At 41.3% G+C, this 19,340-nt stretch carries 19 protein-coding genes; 15 read left to right on the top strand and 4 right to left on the bottom strand.

Going from position 1 to position 19,340, the window contains the following annotated elements; all coding sequences use genetic code 11:
• Nucleotides 1-94: 94 nt before the first annotated feature.
• The 4 genes from WKT10_RS12930 to WKT10_RS12915 all read left to right on the top strand — a co-directional run bounded on the left by WKT10_RS12930 (nt 95) and on the right by WKT10_RS12915 (nt 1,272).
• Nucleotides 95-304, top strand: a complete 210-nt coding sequence (locus tag WKT10_RS12930) for a hypothetical protein (protein WP_340277651.1) — start codon at nt 95-97, stop codon at nt 302-304.
• A gap of 12 nt (nt 305-316) precedes the next feature.
• Nucleotides 317-517: a hypothetical protein gene (locus WKT10_RS12925; protein WP_340277649.1), complete on the top strand. Its 201-nt coding sequence runs from the start codon at nt 317-319 to the stop codon at nt 515-517.
• Nucleotides 518-642: 125 nt separating this feature from the next.
• Nucleotides 643-924, top strand: coding sequence for a hypothetical protein (locus WKT10_RS12920; protein ID WP_340277647.1), 282 nt, complete (start codon nt 643-645; stop codon nt 922-924).
• 72 nt (nt 925-996) lie between these two features.
• The gene (locus tag WKT10_RS12915; RefSeq protein WP_340277645.1) at nt 997-1,272 is read left to right on the top strand and encodes a hypothetical protein; all 276 of its coding nucleotides are present in this window, start codon (nt 997-999) and stop codon (nt 1,270-1,272) included.
• A gap of 363 nt (nt 1,273-1,635) precedes the next feature.
• Here WKT10_RS12915 and WKT10_RS12910 read toward each other — a convergent pair whose 3' ends face one another.
• The gene (locus WKT10_RS12910) at nt 1,636-2,163 is read right to left on the bottom strand and encodes a helix-turn-helix domain-containing protein (protein ID WP_340277643.1); all 528 of its coding nucleotides are present in this window, start codon (nt 2,161-2,163) and stop codon (nt 1,636-1,638) included.
• Between the two features lie 323 nt (nt 2,164-2,486).
• Here WKT10_RS12910 and WKT10_RS12905 point away from each other — a divergent pair, with 323 nt between their 5' ends.
• From WKT10_RS12905 to dgt, 7 genes are all read left to right on the top strand, one after another.
• Entirely contained in the window at nt 2,487-2,666 is a 180-nt protein-coding gene (locus WKT10_RS12905) for a DNA-binding protein (protein WP_117509452.1), read from the top strand.
• Between the two features lie 20 nt (nt 2,667-2,686).
• The gene (locus WKT10_RS12900; protein ID WP_340277637.1) at nt 2,687-3,787 is read left to right on the top strand and encodes a site-specific integrase; all 1,101 of its coding nucleotides are present in this window, start codon (nt 2,687-2,689) and stop codon (nt 3,785-3,787) included.
• The gene (locus WKT10_RS12895) at nt 3,771-4,094 is read left to right on the top strand and encodes a plasmid mobilization protein (protein ID WP_340277635.1); all 324 of its coding nucleotides are present in this window, start codon (nt 3,771-3,773) and stop codon (nt 4,092-4,094) included. Before WKT10_RS12900 ends, WKT10_RS12895 begins: the two co-directional genes overlap by 17 nt.
• The gene (locus tag WKT10_RS12890; protein WP_340277633.1) at nt 4,091-5,221 is read left to right on the top strand and encodes an AAA family ATPase; all 1,131 of its coding nucleotides are present in this window, start codon (nt 4,091-4,093) and stop codon (nt 5,219-5,221) included. Before WKT10_RS12895 ends, WKT10_RS12890 begins: the two co-directional genes overlap by 4 nt.
• A 96-nt stretch (nt 5,222-5,317) precedes the next feature.
• A complete protein-coding gene (locus WKT10_RS12885) occupies nt 5,318-5,551 on the top strand; it encodes a complexin-2 (protein WP_340277655.1) in 234 nt (77 codons plus the stop codon).
• A 480-nt stretch (nt 5,552-6,031) separates the two neighbouring features.
• The gene (locus WKT10_RS12880; protein ID WP_340277653.1) at nt 6,032-7,324 is read left to right on the top strand and encodes a plasmid recombination protein; all 1,293 of its coding nucleotides are present in this window, start codon (nt 6,032-6,034) and stop codon (nt 7,322-7,324) included.
• A gap of 134 nt (nt 7,325-7,458) precedes the next feature.
• Nucleotides 7,459-8,844, top strand: coding sequence for a dGTP triphosphohydrolase (gene dgt / locus WKT10_RS12875; RefSeq protein ID WP_340277630.1), 1,386 nt, complete (start codon nt 7,459-7,461; stop codon nt 8,842-8,844).
• A gap of 421 nt (nt 8,845-9,265) precedes the next feature.
• On the opposite strand, the gene WKT10_RS12870 is transcribed toward dgt, so the two are convergent.
• From WKT10_RS12870 to WKT10_RS16060, 3 genes are read right to left on the bottom strand one after another with little or no spacing between them, the layout of a single operon-like run.
• Nucleotides 9,266-9,892, bottom strand: coding sequence for a hypothetical protein (locus WKT10_RS12870; RefSeq protein ID WP_340277628.1), 627 nt, complete (start codon nt 9,890-9,892; stop codon nt 9,266-9,268).
• Between the two features lie 13 nt (nt 9,893-9,905).
• Nucleotides 9,906-10,559 carry an XRE family transcriptional regulator gene (locus tag WKT10_RS12865; RefSeq protein WP_340277626.1) on the bottom strand — a complete coding sequence of 218 codons (654 nt, stop codon included), beginning with the start codon at nt 10,557-10,559 and terminating at the stop codon, nt 9,906-9,908.
• Entirely contained in the window at nt 10,462-10,689 is a 228-nt protein-coding gene (locus WKT10_RS16060; protein ID WP_445293023.1) for a helix-turn-helix domain-containing protein, read from the bottom strand. Before WKT10_RS16060 ends, WKT10_RS12865 begins: the two co-directional genes overlap by 98 nt.
• A 621-nt stretch (nt 10,690-11,310) precedes the next feature.
• Between WKT10_RS16060 and WKT10_RS12860 the strand changes: the two genes are divergently transcribed.
• Genes WKT10_RS12860 through WKT10_RS12845 form a run of 4 tightly spaced genes read left to right on the top strand, consistent with a single transcriptional unit; the run spans nt 11,311 to nt 19,326 of the window.
• The gene (locus WKT10_RS12860) at nt 11,311-12,804 is read left to right on the top strand and encodes a TIGR02677 family protein (protein WP_340277624.1); all 1,494 of its coding nucleotides are present in this window, start codon (nt 11,311-11,313) and stop codon (nt 12,802-12,804) included.
• Nucleotides 12,801-13,946 (top strand): TIGR02678 family protein, encoded by a 1,146-nt coding sequence (locus WKT10_RS12855; RefSeq protein ID WP_340277623.1) that lies wholly within the window; start codon nt 12,801-12,803, stop codon nt 13,944-13,946. Before WKT10_RS12860 ends, WKT10_RS12855 begins: the two co-directional genes overlap by 4 nt.
• A complete protein-coding gene (locus WKT10_RS12850) occupies nt 13,939-18,039 on the top strand; it encodes a TIGR02680 family protein (protein ID WP_340277621.1) in 4,101 nt (1,366 codons plus the stop codon). The genes WKT10_RS12855 and WKT10_RS12850 overlap by 8 nt, the downstream gene beginning before the upstream one ends.
• 3 nt (nt 18,040-18,042) lie before the next feature.
• The gene (locus WKT10_RS12845; protein ID WP_337434619.1) at nt 18,043-19,326 is read left to right on the top strand and encodes a TIGR02679 domain-containing protein; all 1,284 of its coding nucleotides are present in this window, start codon (nt 18,043-18,045) and stop codon (nt 19,324-19,326) included.
• The last annotated feature ends 14 nt before the right edge of the window (nt 19,327-19,340 follow it).

Below are 19,340 nucleotides of genomic sequence, written 5' to 3'. Positions count from 1 at the left end.
GAGGAATAATAATTGTCGTGTTCTGTATTTGGCGGTAGAAAGAGAGAAAAGAAAGTGATACAATTGGTATAATATTATAAGCGGAGGTACAATTATGACGAACATAAGAAAATGGAAGAAAGATTTAAGAAATGCGGTTGATTATCCATGGGATAGTGACATTGATTCAGACCATCCGGATTGCCCTGAGTGTGGAAATACAATGGACTTTTATGGACATGATAATAATGGGGATTTTCCAACAGGCGAAGGATATTGGGAATGCTCAAGTTGCGGTTTTAAAATTTTTGAAAGAGAAGTATAGAGGAGGCTGTATATGGAAAAGTTGAATTTTAAGGATGATGATAAGGCAATAAGGCATTTATCAAATGTACAAAAATTAATTGATGATTATATGGATTCTCACCAAGGTGATTGGAATGAAGATGAACAAGCGGAATTTAAAGAACTTCTGAAAAAAAGAGCAGACGCATTATCTGATGCAACAGGTAAGGAAATACATTCATTGTTTGATTAGAGAAATGTTAATGAGTACTAATCAGGACGAGATAAGTTGTTTTAGATGAAAAAACATGGTGCAAGCACCATGTAGAAGAGGTGACCAAATGGAAGAGAATCTTATTGGAGTACAGGAGGTATTGAATGAGCAATCGCATTGAGAATTTGGGAGATTATAATAAGGTAAGGATAGATTTGCAAAATGCTGGGGGTGATTTGGATATTCTTTATGGAAAAATTGGAGCCACAGCGGTTGCAAAAGCAGCTCCGGTGTTATTGGCTGCAGGAGCTGGAATATTTTATATCGGTCAAAAGAGTGTTCAGTTTTTCAGAAAGAGAAAGGAGCTGGTAAAAAACGAATCAGAATTAAAAAAGCAATTTATAGAAGTAATACAAACGGAAAGAGTTGATGAAGAAAGTTTGTGATACCTGTTTGAACTATGGAGAAACATATATAGATACAGTAGTTACTACAAAACGAGATAGGAGAAAAGTATTATGAAGATGGTTTTTGAATTTCATTTTATGAAAAAAGAGGGGTTTGTAGAGAAAGATTTTTTGGGAGTTATTTCAGAAAATTTAACTCAATTAGGTATAGTTACATCATTTAAATATCAGGCAATTGTGGAAGGATATTTATTTGAGATTGAATACAAGGAAGTGCTGCCAGGATTTACCTATCAACCAATTATGGGATGTTTTAGTGGTTTGTGGCAAGAGTACCCATATATTAGTAATATATCTATACCTATGGAAAAAATAAGATTAAATTGAAAAAATTTTAAGGTGAATAAGAAAGAATGCCAGTCTTACTTGGCTCTATTTTGGCTCTAAAAATTTAGAATGGCATAAATACAAGAGTATTTTTTGAAGAATATGGATAATAAAATCATTAAAATTCAGAGAAATACAGCCAGTTCATATTATCCGCCGAGGAGTTTGAGTGATGAAATGGACTTGGAAAAGCCTTTATTTATGAGGGGTGCAAGCAAATTTATTTAAGTGCTGGCAACGATTTGGCAACATTTAGAGTATCACTCACTGAATAATAGAATACTTCAATAACAGAAAACCTTACTGATTTTCAGAAATAAAGCTGAAAGTCGGTAAGGTTTTTGTACGTTTCGAGGTCGAAAATTAGTCGGATTTGGGTTTCAAGTCCTGTAAGATAAGGTCGCTGAGTTCTTGTGAGGGAATGACCTTTCTCCATTGTTTTGAGGTGTCTAATTCGGGATATTTGTACCGCCACTGGTCGTATTCTTCTTCGGTTATCTCGCCCTGTTCCAGACGGGCAGCCTGTTCCTGCCATGCATGGAACATATCAAACATAGTGGTGTAGGTTGTTCCGGCAGATTTATCTAACCGCAGACACACTTCTCCGTCAATCTCTCCGATTTTTAAGCCATACATATCTTCCAACGCAAAAAGTGTGTGCATAAGTCCGATATAACTGTCTATTTCCGGCACAGTGATTGCACGAGGACTTACATCGAGGAGATGTGCCATTTCTTTTACAAGGTCTTGTTTCGGTGTTCTGGATTCTGATTCGTATTGTGCCATACGGACATCAGAGGTCTTTCCTAGAAAACCGAGGAGTTCGCCTAACTGTTTCTGTGTCATGCCTTTCCGGTTGCGGAAAAAGCGGATTCTTTTGCCGATTGCCATAATAAAACCTCCGATACTAAACATTTCTGTTGAAGTTAGTATAACATGATGAAATAGGAATAGCAAGTGGAACTTAAATAAAAAAAGTTAAGATTTTTCTGCAAACCACTTGACTTAACGGAATTTATTTAGTATCATAAAAGCGCAACTTAAACAAATAGAGTTAATAATTGAATGACCGTCCGAACCGAACAAACGCCATGACCTTTAAAGAAGAAGCGAGCGTCCCTTATGTAGAGGGACTGGCACAGCGCCGAAAAGGGTTGCCTGTCAGAACGGGAAGGAGAGAACGGCAGGAATTTTAGGGAAAGGAGAGGATATAGATGGCAGAAAAATCATTTATGACGGTGGAAGAAGTGGCAACAGAATTAAGGGTATCAAAGTCCAAAGCCTATCAGGTTGTAAGGGAATTGAACACAGAATTGCAGAAACAAGGGTATATGACAGTAGCGGGGCGTGTAAATACTACTTTTTTTCATAAGAAGGTCTGTTACAGTGATTAAGTTGGAAGGAGATGATGGAAATGGCTGTATATAAAGACAATGCTACGGGAACGTGGAGGGTAATTTATCGTTTCACGAATTGGAAAGGGGAACGGAAACAGACACAGAAACGTGGGTTTGCAACAAAAAGAGAAGCACAGGCATGGGAACATGAGGTTATGCTGAAACAGAACTCCAAACTGGATATGACATTTGCCAGCTTTTTTGAACTTTATGAAGCAGATAAAAAGCAGCGTGTCAAAGAAAGTACATGGGAATCTAAAAGCCATGTAATACGCACAAAGATTTTACCTTATTTTGGAAATCGGAAGATTGCAGAGATTGAAGCAAAAGACATTATTGCATGGCAGAATGAATTCATGGCGTATCAGGATGAGAAAGGTAAGCCCTATTCAGCAGATTATCTGAAGACAATACACGCACAGCTTACAGCAATTTTTACCCATGCTGTAAATTTTTATAATCTGCCTTACAATCCGGCAAGACGGGCTGGCACAATGGGAAATGAAATTCCAAAGGAGATGGACTTCTGGACAAAAGAGGAATATCTGAAATTTTCAGAAGCCATGATGGATAAGCCACGTTCCTTTTATGCTTTTGAAATGCTTTACTGGTGCGGTATCCGTTCCGGTGAGCTGTTGGCTCTTACTGCTGCTGATTTTGATTTCCAGAAGCAGACGGTCACGATCAGCAAGACGTATCACCGTTCCAAAGGGCGTGATATTATTACAAGCCCTAAAACAGCAAAAAGCAACCGTACCGTAAAAATGCCCCCGTTTCTCTGCGAAGAAATGCAGGAGTATATCAAAATGTTCTATGACATCAAGCCAGATGAACGGCTGTTTACGGTTACAAAATCTTATCTCAACCATGAGATGGAGCGAGGTGCAAAACAGGCGGGAGTGAAGAAGATTCGGGTGCATGATATTCGGCATAGCCATGTATCGCTGCTGATAAATATAGGATTTTCAGTGCTGGCGATTGGGGAACGGGTAGGACACGAAGCAGAAAAAATCACTTACAGGTATGCACATTTATTTCCAACTGTTCAGACAGAAATGGCAGAAAAGCTGGAAATGGAGCGAATGGAAAAGGAGAACAGCAATGGAAAGAAGTCTTGATTATAAAGGGCGTTGGAGAAATCATACCGTAGCATTTCGGGTATCGGATGAAGAAGCGAAGCTGCTTAATAATTTGGTAGCATTGTCTGGTTTGACAAAGCAGGAATATATCATAAGACGACTGACGTGCAGGGATGTGGTTGTACAGGGAAATCCGAGAGTTTATAAGGCATTAAAAAATCAGATGGCAGCTATTCATGAGGAGTTAAAGCGTCTGGAAACAGTAAGCCCGGATAATGATGAACTGCTTTATACGTTGCAGGTAATTGCAATTACGTTAGAGGGACTGAAAGGAGAAGATGAATGATGGGAAAAATGAAAACGACTGCTCCCGTATCATCTGTTGGCGCAGATGGGGTGCAGCCGAATGAAAAAAATCACAATGAAATTATAGCAAATTCACAGGAACAAATCAATCAGCAAGCCACCAAAAACCCAGAGAAATCCGGGAATGGCGGACTGCATACCATGTCCATGCCGGAATTGTATGATACTGTTTTTGTGCCGAGAGTACCGATTGTAGACGGCTTTCTCTATGGCGGCATATATCTCTTTGTAGGTGCGCCAAAGGTGGGAAAATCGTTCTTTATGGCGCAGCTTGCCTATCATGTAGCAATGGGGATTCCTTTGTGGGATTATCCGGTACGGAAAGGGACAGTGCTGTATCTGGCATTGGAAGATGATTATGCAAGACTTCAACGGCGGCTGTCCGGTATGTTTGGTATGGAATGTGCGGATAATCTGTATTTTGCAACACAGGCAAAGACCTTGAGTGAGGGGCTGGACAAGCAGTTGGAGGAATTTTTGAAAGAGCATAAGGACGCAAGGCTGATTATCATTGATACGCTCCAGAAAGTGCGTGAAGCCGGTGGGGACAGGTACAGCTATTCCAGTGATTATGAGATTGTGACAAAACTGAAATCGTTCAGTGATAAATATGGTATCTGCCTGTTGGTAGTTCATCATACACGCAAGCTGGAATCTGAGGACAGCTTTGATATGATTTCCGGCACAAATGGACTGTTGGGTGCGGCAGATGGAGCGTTTATCATGCACAAAAAGAAACGGACAGACAATGAAGCTGTGATGGACATTGTGGGACGTGACCAGCCGGATCAGGAACTGACCATAGAGTTTGACCGTGAGCGTTGTGTCTGGAAATTCAAGAAGGCAGAAACAGAGTTGTGGAAACAGTCGCCAAACCCTCTTTTGGAAGCAATCAATGCGTTTCTGACAGAGGACAGGCAGGAATGGGAGGGGACTGCAACAGAGCTTGTAAATCAGCTGCCGGATATGCAGCTACAGGCGAATGTGCTTTCCAGAAGGCTGAATACCGTCAACAGTCAGCTACTCAATGACTATGGGATTTTCTATGATAATAAACGGGGACATGAAAGAAAAATCATTCTGAAACGCCTTGAACCAAAGGAGTAAAAGCGACGATATGCGTCGGTTGCGACGGTATTTTTGATAGCAGGCTGGTAAAATATCGACGCTATCGACGCAAACCGACGCAGAAAGGGTGAAATGATGAAGAATGTGCAGATTCCTTATGAACTGTTTATGCTGTTGCTCCGTTATCATCTGATGGAAGATGATACCTGTTTGGAGGAAATCCGGCAGGGATTGGAGAAGAAATTGGATTCCTTGGTGCAGCATGAATTATATGGGAAATATAAGACTGCTCCCACACAGGAGGAACGGGAAAAAGCCAGACAGGAATATTTGGATAGACGTGGAGTGCCGGACAGTTTCCGCTGGTAGTTTTCCTTGATGATAATAGACAGGAGCGTGTCACGCTCCTGTGGATAGCAGACAAAGAGAAAGGTGTGATTGGATGATAATTCAGCCGGAGTGGGGGAACTCGGAACGTGAACAAATATTTTTACGAAAGTGAAACCCGTAGGATAGCTACCCTCAATGAAATATTTGGAGAGGTATAGGTGACAGAAGATGAACAGCGAACATTGATATGGCTTGCCGGATGGGACGAATATACGATAGAAAATATACTATCGGCTATCCGAAAAGCTATGGCGGTGGAAGCAAAGCGGCTGGAATCCGCCCGTCCGTAGGACGGAAAAGCCCCCGGCAGGGCGCAACAGCATCTTTTGATGGACGGAACGGCTGTCAAAAGTGCTTTTGCGTTACTTTCAACGAAAGTAACAAAGCTTATGCGCCGTATGCGGCGCTGATTACCCGAATAGGGAGAAAGGATATAGATTGAAGCGAACGATTAGTTTTATGACAGGAAAAGGCTCTGTCAATCATAACAGCAGGAAATTTCATGCAAAGAATACAGACCCAGAAAGAAGTTATCTGAATGTGCAATACTGCAACGAAAATGTCAAAGACGTATATCACGAACTGTTTGATGAAGCCCTTGCCCGATATAATGAGAAGCAGACCAGAAGTGACCGCAGGATTGATAATTACTATGAGAAAATCTTATCCGGTAAACAGGAAAAACCATTCCATGAAATTATTCTGCAAATCGGGGATAGAGACAACATGGGTGCAACAACCGAAAACGGACAACTTGCGGCAAAGGTGCTTGATGAATATATGCGTGATTTTCAACGGCGAAATCCTACGTTGCGGGTATTTTCAGCATGTCTCCACATGGATGAAGCTACGCCACATCTGCATATAGATTTTGTGCCATATATGACAGGGAGCAAACGAGGACTTGATACAAGAGTTTCTCTCAAACAGGCATTGTCGGTTCTTGGTTTTAAGGGTGGTACAAGGAGGGAAACAGAATTAAATCAATGGGTATTGTATGAGAAAAAGCAGCTTGCGGCTGTTATGCTGGAACATGGGATTGAGTGGGAGCAGAAAGGAACACATGAAAAGCATTTATCGGTTCTGGACTTTGAGAAGCAGGAACGAGCAAAAGAAGTTGCAGAATTGGAAGCGAAAAAAGAAAGTCTGGAAGAACATAATGTTGCAATACTGGAAGTCAGTGAAAAATGGCTGGATGAATTGGAAAATCTTGAGCATGAGATACACTCCGCACAAGAAAATCGTGAGGAAGCAGATAAACAGGCAGAAAAAGCTAAGGAAGAAGCAGAACGATATGATAAAAAACTGACAGAAATTGCTCCTATGGTAAAGGATATGGAACGATTTGCGGTTAAATATTCGTATGATCCAGAGGAAGTGCTGCCGGAAGCTGGAACGCTGGAAAGCGGAAAGACTTACAGAGAGAAAAAGGCAAAGCCGCTGATTGGGAAAATTGTAACAGTTCTGCGGTCTGTGTATCGGGAGTATCTGAATATTTCCAACCGATATACAAAACTGCAAGTTGCGTATAGTAGAGGGCGAAGCGGAAATGAGCGGCTGACAAACAGACTGGAAGAAGTTTTAGAAGAAAACCGGGAATTGAGGATGATTGCAACGGATTTTGGACGTGTAAAGTCAGTGGTTGGTGTTGAACAGGTAAACGCAGTTATTGACCGGGCAAAGCAACAGGAACAGATAGAAGCGGAGCAGAAACGGGCTGCAAGGAGAAAGTACAGTAGGGAAGCCCGGTGACAGTTTAAAGGGTTACTCAAAACGCTCTTGGTAACTAGCTGGTAACTCTTTAGATAAAGATATACTTGCAAATAGTAAAAAGAGGTGTTAGAATATTTTTTTTTTAAAATATTAATTTGTGGGAGATGATAATTATGCAGTGGAATGAGCTGTTGTCAGAAAAACATTTTTATATAAACCAGGAAGAAAGTATTATATATGAGAATGATTATGACACAATTATTTGTAGTACATTGTTCCGAAGACTACAGGATAAAGCACAGGTTTTTCCACTAGACGATGATGACTATGTGCGAACACGTCTGACGCATTCGCTGGAGGTTTCAGCTATTGGAAAAAAGATAGGAGAGTATGTATTTTATAAGTTGAGAAAACAGAAAATGGATAGATGGTTTGAAGAACATACAGAGAAAGAATTTTCGGATGTACTTCTATGTGCGGGGTTAGTACATGATATTGGAAATCCTCCGTTTGGGCATTTTGGAGAATACGCAATTCGAGAGTGGTTTATAAAGAATTTAAAATATTTATCACTAGGGGAAAAGAAAGTGGTAGATATTTTGTCTGATTGGCAACAACAGGATTTATATTCTTTTGAGGGAAACGCTCAATCCTTACGTTTGTTGTCGAAGACCCCGCATTTGGGAAGAAAACAAGGGTTTAATCTTTCCTATAAAGTATTAGGAACTATTATAAAATATCCTATCTCATCAGCTGACTTGAAATACAATAATCCAAAACATTATAAGAAAATTGGTTATAACTACTCAGAATGTGAGTTGTTTCAGGATATAAATTTAAGTATGGGGTTGAATGGAAGCCGTCATCCATTATCTTATCTTTTGGAAGCTGCTGACGATATTGCATATCGTACTTCGGATTTAGAGGATGCTATGGTGAAAAAAGTCATAAGTTTTTCTCAGATAATGGGAGCATTTCAAGAGGATAAGAAAGAAGAACCGTTAGGGGACGAAGCAAAAATATATATGGGTAAATTGCAGGAAATGTATCAAGAGGAGCTATTAGCTGATGAGAAAAAGCCTGAATTAACATCTATACAAAGGTGGACTAGGTATATACGGGAAGTTATGATACAAGACGCAGGAAATGCTTTTATTCGATATTACAAGGACATAATGGAAGGCAATTTTAACGGAGAGTTATTTGATAATAGTATTTCGGGGTGTATTATTGATACAATTGCAAAATTGAGTGAGCGATTTATTTACACCAGTTCGATAAAAACACGAACAGAATTATTCGGTCGAAGGGTTATAGATTCCTTATTAACTCAGTTTATGCCAGCAGCTATCGTGTATTCTACAGAAGAAGAAACTACTTTTATAGAAAAAAGAACGATAGATACAGTATCAGAATTTTATAAAGTAATGTATTATAGTGAGTCTTATGGAAAAAGCGAACAAGAGAAACTGTATTTGCGTATCCTTATGATTACAGATTATATAAGTGGAATGACAGACAATTATGCAAAAAAGTTATATCGAGAGCTTTTTATATAAAATTTTTGATGGCACTGCTACGCTTTAGGTATTTTAAAACTTTATTTTTTAGAGACTTCAGGACGTAATGAGTGGGTTTGCGATACCTTATATTTATATTTTTGAAAATGGACTTTTATTGCGTAACATTTTGAAATGTATTGTCAATCTGCGAGGATTTGTTTATAATAAAGGCATGGCAACATTTTGGCAACAGAAAATCAGTAAGCCAGAATAAATGATGTAATTGAAGTAAAAACAGGTGTGTCTTTGTATAAAGCTTAAACAAATATAGTTAGCAACAGCAAAGAACACGCCGAGTTTGAATAACAGTAAAGAGAGAGCCGAGAATCCGTTTAAGCAGCGGATTTCTCGGCTTCTTGAGTGTGAGTGATCTTTTTAGATAGTCGTGTTTTGGTAATGCAATCAATACAGCCATTTATTAGGATTTTAAAACGTTAATACGACAACAGATTTCCGGCATATCCTCATCTTTCAACGAGGAATATTTCAGAATGCTCCATGTGCTTTTCAGCAATATCGTATTCATTTGAATAAGACCCATGATCGGTGTTGCATTTTTGCAGATAATATTATTAAGAATGGACGGTGGAATTAAAATTTCCGGCACTAGTCTTTTCATGGCATGATGCCATAAATAATATCGAGTTTGTAAAAACTCACATGCCGCCATATGAAGCATAGTTGCATATCGCCCAATGTTATTTTCATACCAATGATCACATAATTCTTTAGCAGTAGCGGCAATCCAGATGGCAGCGAGTTCTTCTTCGTTTTTTGCAGTCATTAACATTTTAGCAGTTTGAATGGTTCCTTTATTTGTAGGCTGGGTAAAATATAGAAATCCCAGAGAGTTCTTTTGTATCAGTTCTTTCCTTGCCTGTGCTGTATTATTTTGAAGCCAGTCAAATCCGTAGATATAACCGTCCTCATCGTATTCCACGAATACCGTTTTGGCAGTCATGGGATCGGAGAGGATTTTAGGAAAATTATAACTTTCATTATTCCAGAGTAAATAAACATCTTCCCATTTCAGTTTCCCAATCATATTATCCCTCCATTCATTTGTCTTGTTCTGTATAGAATTGCTGGTCATTCCAGTGAAAAAAATGATATGGATGCTCAGCATCCAAATACATATCAGCGTAGAGCCAGCTGAGGATATCCGAATCGCTAAGCAGATCAGACACCCACTCTTCGGAAGCAGTGTCATCATCTTCAAATCGATGGATTTCGTCATTGAGTTCTATCAGCATAGAAGCTTCTTCGTTACAAAGGTAAAGCAGCAACTCTTCCATAACGCTGTGTGCTGTCATAGGGTATCCATATTTCGCACGCGTTCTCATGTTTTGCAGGGTACACTTCATCCGGTATAGAAAATCGTAATCATAGTGCATCACAAACTGTTCTGGAAGATCACTACACAGCCACGATACGCTTAGTTGACCAAGATGAGATCCGGCAGGCATGGAAACAAGCTCGGCCAAGTCTTCATTAATATGGTCGGACAGGATATCGCTGCCTGCCGCAAATGCCATAGCGGCTCTGGTACCATATGTATTTTCAAGAAATGGAGACCAGGCCTCGTGAGTTTTATACTCCTGCACAGAGATAGTTTCATAAGTTTCTGCATCTGATTCCGGGAAAACGATCCAGTTCAGTGCTCTGCAAATTCCTTTGCATTTGTCGATACGAATAGGATTCGCCGGCTTCATATCGGCACCATGTTTTTGTACCTACTCCGGCTCGGGAAGAGGCTTCCTCGATCGTTAGTCCCAGTTCGTTCCGTCTGGATCGGATCTGTCTGGCAAGTACCTGATTTCCTTGAATTGTTTTCTGCGCCATTGATAGACCTCATTTTGATGTGACATGTCATCTTGTTGTCATTACGTCATATAAATGCTGGTTTGTAAAGATAGTTCTCACAAAAATTTTTATATTTTGTTCCGGTTATTCGTAACAGTAAACGTGATTTTGATACCAGAGTTTCCTTAAAGGGAGCATTGGGAGAATCGAGTGTTAAGAGCGGCACTAGGGAAGCAACGGAATAGAAACAGTGGATAGAATCAGAGAAAACAGGAAATTGCTCAGATTATGTGGATGGAACCACCTCCAATTTTGCCATAAAATATTAAGAAGCTGAAATCACTTGGTTTTCTTATACGACATGGTTCTCCTAAAAGTGGTTACTGGGAAGTTACAGATTGCATAGCGAAGAATGATGACCGGGCAATGTCCTATTTATATGGAAATTGTGGAAGATAAAGCTGAAAGCGGATTTGAGGTTTCTTATCTGGATTTACATGGAACTACTCCACCAAAAAAATTTTACCATAAAATATAAAAAACTTTCCCCATACCCCCCTATACATTTCCCACTTCCCATGCTATCATAATCAAAGATAACACCCCACGGCAGACAGTTTCATATGTCTGTAAATGCAGATTGTACAGAGGATAAATACGATGAAAATTCAGGAAAAAATGAGAAAGCCGGTGCTGGAGGCGAAGTATCTGAATGTGGAAAATACAGACAGATACCGCCCCATCATCCGGCTTTTTTATTTCAAATATGAGAAGTTAAAATACTGGCTGTATCAGGAAGAGGTTTTTGAAGAATTAAAAGAAGATCCATATTTTGCAGATTATACGATGGAGCAGTGCCAGCAGGACCTGACAGCCCTGGCATCCTGGGGAAATCTGGTTACCATTCAGGATACCAGAAAGGCGGCTACGATTGAAGAATTCAAGAACAAAAAGTTTCGGTATCAGTTATCGGAGACAGCGGTAGAAATTGAACGCATGATCGTACGAATCGAAAATCTGTTTATAGAGGGATCTTCTCTTGAACCTACATTATTGGAGCGGATTCGGCTCAATCTGGGGAAGCTGGAAGAAATATCTGTGAAAGAGGATGAGAACATTCATGCCTGGTGGAATGATCTGAATAATGACTTCATTCGCTTAAATCAGAATTATCAGGATTATATGCGGGAATTGAACAGCGTAAAAGCCGAAGAGATGATGAGGACCAGGGAGTTTCTTTTATTCAAAGATCGTTTGATGGACTATCTGCGTTCCTTTGTGAAAAGTCTGCAGGTGAATGTGGCGGCGATTGAACAGGAGCTGAAGAATGTACAGGAAAAAACGGTAAATAATATTTTGCAGAAGGCTACAGCGTATGAGTGTTCCATCCCCCGTATGGATGTGGAAATGGATGAACAGCTGATTTATGAAAAAATCAACGGGCGCTGGGAAAGCATGGTAGAATGGTTTGCAGGAAGAGATGGACAGGAATCGGAAGCAGGCAAGGTATTTGATACAACCAATGAAATTATCAGGAAGATTACGCGTTATGCGGCTCGTATCAGCGAAATGAGCAATCAGGGTTCCAACCGCAGGGAAGAGTATAAAAAGGTGGCCCAAATGTTTGCAAAATGCAGAAATATTTCCGAGGCCCATCGATTGGCAGCGGTTGTTTTTGGGATGGAAAAACCACTGCATTTAAAGGGGAGTATGGCCAGAGAGACGGACAGCATCAACAGCGGGGTATATGAGGAAAAGCCATATGTGGTCACAGTAACGCCCAGGGTTCGTACGTATCGGGAAAAGGCGAAAAGAAGCGGGATTACAGACCATTCAAAAGAGAAGGAGGCCATGCGCAGGGCTGAAATACAGCGGCTGAAAAAGGAACGGAAGCTGCTGAGAAGCTATATTAAAAACGGAAGGCTGGAGTTTGCGGATCTTCCGGTGATCGAGCCATATGTGCGGGATATGTTTCTTTTATGGCTGTCTAAGGCATTGGAGAAGAAAAATCACAGAGCCAAGACCGAGGATGGTCAGATGTATTACATTGAAGAGACAGATGCAAAGGAATACTGTACATTAAAATGTACAGACGGAGAGTTTCAGATGCCCTGTTATACGATGGTATTTGAAGAAGGGGAACAGGAAATATGAAGGTACTGGAAGTGCTGCTGAACAACAGATGGATTTTAAAATCCAGGGATCGTGAGCTGTATTATCAGGTAAAAGAAGCGCTGGCATCAGGGGAGGAAAAGAAATTTTTAAGAGAAAAGCTGGGGTATCAGGTACTGATCAATCCTTATATGATCAAGGTGGAAAAGCTGCCTGCAGCTGCAGAAAACTGGATGGGGATTTCTGAGTTTTGCGATCCCATTGAGTATGTATTTTTTTGCCTGGTTCTTATGTTTCTTGAGGATAAAGAGGCAGAGGATCAGTTTGTGTTGTCAGAGCTTACGGAATATGTACAGAGCCAGTACAGGGAAGAGCAGATTGACTGGACTATTTACCGTTACCGCCGTCATATGATCCGGGTGATGAAATACTGTGTGGCATGTGGAATTTTGAATGTAAATGACGGGACAGAAGAGGGATTTGCAAAAGATGATACCAGTGAAGTTTTGTATGAGAATACAGGGGTTTCACGGTATTTTATGAAAAATTTCACCCAGGATATTATGGGATATACAGTGCCGAAAGATTTTGAAAAAGAAGAGTGGATTGATTTAGATGAGGACAGGGGAATTATCCGAAGACAGCGGGTGTACCGAAGGCTTCTGATGACCATGGGAATGTACAGAGATGGAGATACGGAAGAAGATTTTGCCTATGTGCGTAATTACCGCAATATGATACAGGGAGAATTATCGGAGATGTTTCCATGTGAGCTGCAGGTACACAGCAGCAGTGCGTTTCTGATATTAGAGGAGAACTGCAGGCTTGGCCGGACCTTTCCGGAAGAAAATACACTGTCAGACATTGTGCTGCTTTTGTACCAGCTTTTGCAGGAAGAAATACGGACAGGCAGAGTAGAAGTGCCTCTGGATGAACAAATCCGTCTTCCAAAAGAAAATTTTCAGAGGCTTGTGGAAAAGTGCAAAGAGCAGTTTGGGGTAGGGTTTAATAAGACCTATCGGGAAATGACCTTTGCAGAATTTTACCGGGAAGTATATGATTATATGGAAAATCTGATGATGATAGAGCAGGCATATGGTGATATATACATCCGATCAGCAGCAGGTAAAATCATGGGAAAATATCCGGAAGATTTTGGAAAAGAGGACAAAGGCGATGAATAGTGGAAAGTGGCAGATAAACAGGGCAGGACTGGTGGATTTTTGGTACTATGATGAGGAAACGTTTGAATGTTCGGAAGGCCGTATGCTTTTAAGAGGTTCAAATGGTTCGGGAAAATCAGTTACCATGCAGAGCTTTATTCCTCTTTTACTGGATGGAAATATGCGTCCGGAGAGGCTGGACCCATTTGGTTCCCGTGCAAGGAAAATGGAGAATTATCTTTTGGAGGAAAACGATGACCGGGATGAGAGAACCGGATATCTTTATATGGAATTTAAGCGTCTGGGAAGTGAAGAATATCTGACTTTGGGGCTGGGAATCCGTGCAAGAAAGAATAAAAAGCTGGAATCCTGGTATTTTTGTATTACGGATAACAGACGGGTGGGATATGATATCTTTTTGTATAAAGATCTGGAAAATAAAATCACCTGTTCTAAAATTGAGTTAAAAAACAGGATTGGCGATGGCGGGAAGGTGATGGAGACTCAAAGCGAATATGCAGCCTGTGTGAATCGCCTTCTGTTTGGATTTGAAACCCAGGAAGAGTATAAGGAACTGCTGGAGCTTTTGATCCAGCTTCGTACGCCAAAGCTTTCTAAAGATTTTAAGCCTACCGTTATTAATGAAATTCTGAGCAGTTCGCTGCAGACCTTATCGGAAGATGACTTGCGGCCCATGTCTGAGGCGATTGAAAATATGGATAATTTGAAAACAAATCTGGACAGCTTAAATGAGAGCATCCGGGGGGCCAGACAGATTGAAAAAATCTACGACCAGTATAACCGGATCGTACTTTATAATAAAGCCCGTATGTTTGCAGAAGCTGGAAACGCCTATGAAGACTGTGAACGTATGGGGAAAAGACAGCTGGAAGAACTGAATGAAAGAACAGTGATGCTGGAAAAAGAAAAACAGCGGTATCAGGAGCTTGCGCGGGAGGAAGAAGTTTTAAAGAAGGAAAAAGAATCCCTCACAAAAAGCGATGCGGCAAAGTTAAAGGAACAGGAACTGAAATTAACGGGAGAACTGCGGGAAAAGGCAGAGGAAAAGTGTGTAAAAGAGAGACAGGAGCAGGAGAAAAAGGATAAGCTGCAGGAAACGGAGAGACGGCTGAAACGGGGAGAGGAAGAAAATGAACGCATCTGGGGAGAGATAGAAACCTGCATTGAGGAAATGGAGGATGAGCTGGAAGACGTACCGTTTGATGAGTTTTCCTTTTTGAAAAAAGAACTTCTGGAAGATAAAAATCCGGATTATTCGTTTGAGTCCCATGTACAGCTTTTGAAAAGGTATACGGAGCAGGCAGAACGGGGAAAAGAGGGATTGACGGAGGAAAAAAACTGCCAGGAAAAATATGATCGTTACTTAAAGGAACTGGATTTGTGTCAGGCAGAACGAAATGGGGCAGAGAGGGAGGTGCAGCAATATGAACGTCTTTTGCAGGAAACAAAGGCAGAGCTGACAGAACAGGTATATCTCTGGGAACGCAGCAATGAAGAGCTTTCTCTTACGCCGGATGTGATGCAGGAGATTTCCAGAAAAATTCAGGGGTATGAACAGGGGAGCGATTATTCTGAAATACGGGAGCTGGCGAAACAAACATTATATGAAAAGGAAAGCGAATTTACCAGAGAACGAATGCTGCTGGAGCAGGAGATGGAAAATGAGAGCGGTGAATTACAGCGATTAGAGGAGGAGCTGACCGAGTGGAAGACGCAGAAAGAGCCGGAACCGGAGCAGCCGGAATGCGTACAGAAAAACCGCAGTCTTTTAAAAGAAAAAGGGATTCCCTATCAGCAGTTTTATAAGACCATAGAGTTTGGAACAGGGATGGAATCACAGCAGGCAGACCGCCTGGAAGAGGCTCTTCAGCAGATGGGAATACTGGATGCATTGATCATTTCGGAAGAATACAGAGACAAAGTGTTAGAACTGGACTGCGGCGTATGCGACCGGTATATTTTTGGCGATGTTTCTCATGTACGGGAAAATTTGACAAAGGTGCTGGATGTAGATAACGGAGAGAATGATATCCTGTTTTATCAGAAGATTTCAGGAATTTTATCTTCCATTGGATTTGGCAGAAGCAACGATCAGGGAAGAACCTGGATTGATGAACGGGGAAATTATCGTCTGGGAGTCCTGGAAGGAACGATTACCGGAGAATACCATGCCAGATTTATCGGTATCAGAGCCAGAGAACAATACAGGAAGGAAAAAATAGAAGAACTGGAAACGCTTTGTCATAACAAAATGCAGCAGGTGGAAACAATAAAGGCTGCATTGGAGAAGAATGGCCTGCGTTTGGAGCTTATTTGGAGAGAGTGGGAGAAATTTCCAAAAGATGAAGATTTAAAAATAGCCGCAAAAGAGCTTGCAGGCTGGGAATACCGTCTGGAACTCGCGGTCAGGCGGGTAGGAGAGCAGCAGGCGCTCACGGAAACAGAACGGAAAAAACTGGATGAAATTCGTATCAAAGTAAGGGAGCTGTGCGCGAAATGTTACCTTTCTCCCCGTCTGGATCTGTTTGTTTCCGTTTTGGAATCGCTGCATAAATATAAAGATCTGCTTGCCGGGCTTCAGGTGTCTTATGGCAACTATCAAAATGGAGTCCTGCATGTGAAAAGCCAGCAGGAGTACAGGGATGATATAGAGCAGGATCTGGATGATATCCGCTATGATTTGAGCAGAATCTTAATAAAGGTCAGGGAACTGGAAGAATTTCTGGTTTCTGTACGAAAACAGCTGGAGCTTACCGATTACGAACAAATAAGAGAACGTCTGGATTATTGTATGCAGAGGCTTATTCTTCTGCCCGGTGAGAGAGAAAGCTGTGTAGGAAGGCAGAATCGATTAGAAAATGAAGCAGCTGTACTGCAGGATAAAATACGGGAAAATGAAACGAAAAAAGAACAGCTTTCAGATAAAAAAGAAACATACGGAACCGTGTTTAAGCTGGAATATGGTTTGGGATATACGGAAGATGTAATTGAGGAAACCGACGATATGGACGGATTGGCAAAGGCAGTCTGCGGACAGCTTTCAGGAAGCTGCGGAAATAAAAAGCAGGAGGATGTTTTTGGCAGTCTGCAGGAGGTTTATCATCAGAACCGTGGATTTCTTCTGGATTATCAGATTACACTGTCCTCTCTTTTTGAAGACCTGAATGATGAAAATTCCTTCCTGGATATGAGCGCAAAGAGAATTGATATTTCAGCGAAATACAGGGGAACCGCAGTAAAATTTAAGGAGCTGCTGCAAAAACTCTGTGAAGATGCGGATGGGCTGGCCAAGGTTTTAAGTGAAAGAGACCGGGAACTGTTTGAGGATATTCTGGCGAATACCATCAGTAAAAAAATACGTGCCCGAATTCAGGCAAGTAAACGCTGGGTAGAGAAAATGAACGGACTGATGGAGTCCATGCAGACCTCCAGCGGATTGAGACTGAGCCTGCGGTGGAAAAATAAACGGGCAGAAAAAGAAGAACAGCTGGACACCAGAGCTTTGGTGGAATTACTGCAGAAAGACGCCGAAATCATGCGTCCCGAAGAAATAGACAAAATTTCGCTGCATTTCCGTTCCAAGATTGAGGAAGCAAGGAAGCTTGCGGGAGATACAGGAGCAGTGCAGTCCTTCCATGCGACGATGCGGGAGGTTCTGGACTATCGGAAATGGTTTGAATTCCAGCTGGAGTGTCAGAAAACAGGAGAGAAGAAGAAAGAACTTACAGACCGGGTGTTCTTTACGTTCAGCGGAGGCGAAAAAGCCATGTCCATGTATGTACCGTTGTTTTCCGCAGTGGCAGCCAAATATGCGGGAGCCCGTGAAGACGCGCCGAAAATGATTTCTCTGGATGAGGCCTTTGCCGGTGTGGATGAAATGAATATCCGCGATATGTTCCGCCTTATAGTAGAGTTTGAATTTAATTTTATGATCAATTCTCAGATTTTATGGGGGGATTATGATACAGTTCCTGCATTGGCAATCTATCAGCTCATCCGGCCGGAAAATGCCAGATTTGTTTCTGTGATCCGCTATCTGTGGAATGGAAAGAAGAAGGTAATGGTAACAGATCAGATGGCTCAGAAAGGATAAAATATGGATGAAACCGGACAGAAAAAGCTGAACGAATGCCTGGATTATTTCCGGCAGCGATCTGTTTATGAAAAGCTCTTTCAAAAATTTAAAGAAAAATATGCCAGCCTGGGACATATGGGAGGAAAAGCAGTTCTGTCCGGGCTTACTTTGGCAGAAAAGCAGGACTTAAGCGGATTCTTACAAAAGGATTATACAGAAAACAAAACAGTAACCGTTTCCGCCGGATTGCTGGAAAAATGTCTCGCTGAAAGCCGGTTTTCCGGGATTTCCGGGGAAATGCTCCTTGAGGCTTATTTTGGAGAAAAATTGACGGTAAAGAAAGAAGAAAAAGAGAAGGAAGAGAAAAAAAGAAAGGATTTCTTTGCTGGGCTGCTGAATGGAAAGGAAGAAGATCCGGTGGGAATGTGGCTGAAAGAGGTTCTGGAAAAACATAGCAATGGCTATGAAATTCTGATGCAGCAGTATCGGGAAAATCCGGAAGGACTGAGGGATATTCTGAAAAATATTATGAAAGCCTATCAGCAGATCTGCATTATAAGAAAAAAACAGCTTCTGGCGGTGTTTGCAGCGCAGGTAACAGGAAATCCCCATTATTTTGACGCCGGGAAAACAGCGGAAAGACTTCTGATTTTATTTCTGAAAGACCAGTTTAAAAGCAGCTTCAGTGATGAGATGTCTCCGGCAGAAGAGAAGAGCTGCCTGCTGTATCAGGCAGGTATTTTAAAGGATGATCTGTCTAATGAAACACTGGCTTATGGTTTGCACGCCTGGAAACAGGATGGATGCATACATAAAGGAATTGAAGGATTTTTAAAAGAGAAGGAGCCTGTTCGATTGACCCTGCGTACCCTTGGAGAACTGGGTAAAGTTACTGCACAGAAGCGGGAAGTATATGTGGTAGAAAATCCGGCCGTATTTTCCATTTTGACAAGCCGGAATCCATCTTGTGCGGCGGTCTGCATCAATGGACAGCCAAGACTGGCATCCTTCCTGCTGTTAGATTTTCTGAGGGAAACGCATCAATTCTTGTATGCAGGAGATTTTGATCCGGAGGGACTTCTGATTGCCCAGAGATTAAAAGAACGGTATGAAGATTCGCTGTATTTATGGAAATATGAGGCAGAGTGGTATAAAAAGTATCTGTCCGGTGTAAGGTTAAGCGGCAGCCGGATCAAAAAGCTGGATCATGTATACAGACCCGAACTGCTGGAAATAAAAAAATGGATGCAGAAAGAGCAAAAAGCCGCTTATCAGGAGGCTATGATCGAGATTTATCTGGATTAGGAATAAACGGTAAG

This window comes from Enterocloster sp. HCN-30185 (genome assembly GCF_037890305.1).
In the GTDB taxonomy this organism is placed as follows: Bacteria; Bacillota; Clostridia; order Lachnospirales; family Lachnospiraceae; genus Enterocloster.
This window is presented reverse-complemented; position numbering and strand designations above follow the sequence as displayed.